A 412-nucleotide genomic window follows, 5' to 3' on the forward strand; every position below is an offset into this window, starting at 1 on the left:
CGCAATTAATGTAAGTTAGCTCACTCATTAGGCACCGGGATCTCGACCGATGCCCTTGAGAGCCTTCAACCCAGTCAGCTCCTTCCGGTGGGCGCGGGGCATGACTATCGTCGCCGCACTTATGACTGTCTTCTTTATCATGCAACTCGTAGGACAGGTGCCGGCAGCGCTCTGGGTCATTTTCGGCGAGGACCGCTTTCGCTGGAGCGCGACGATGATCGGCCTGTCGCTTGCGGTATTCGGAATCTTGCACGCCCTCGCTCAAGCCTTCGTCACTGGTCCCGCCACCAAACGTTTCGGCGAGAAGCAGGCCATTATCGCCGGCATGGCGGCCCCACGGGTGCGCATGATCGTGCTCCTGTCGTTGAGGACCCGGCTAGGCTGGCGGGGTTGCCTTACTGGTTAGCAGAAT

At 59.5% G+C, this 412-nt stretch carries 1 pseudogene; it reads left to right on the forward strand.

From position 1 onward, the window contains the following. Positions 1 to 43: 43 nt before the first annotated feature. A pseudogene (locus tag R0J88_RS18865) lies at positions 44 to 385 on the forward strand (hypothetical protein); the annotation flags it as partial. Between the last annotated feature and the right edge of the window lie 27 nt (positions 386 to 412).

The sequence above is a fragment of the Pseudoalteromonas sp. SIMBA_162 genome (genome assembly GCF_046535955.1).
Taxonomy (GTDB): domain Bacteria; phylum Pseudomonadota; class Gammaproteobacteria; order Enterobacterales; family Alteromonadaceae; genus Pseudoalteromonas; species Pseudoalteromonas marina.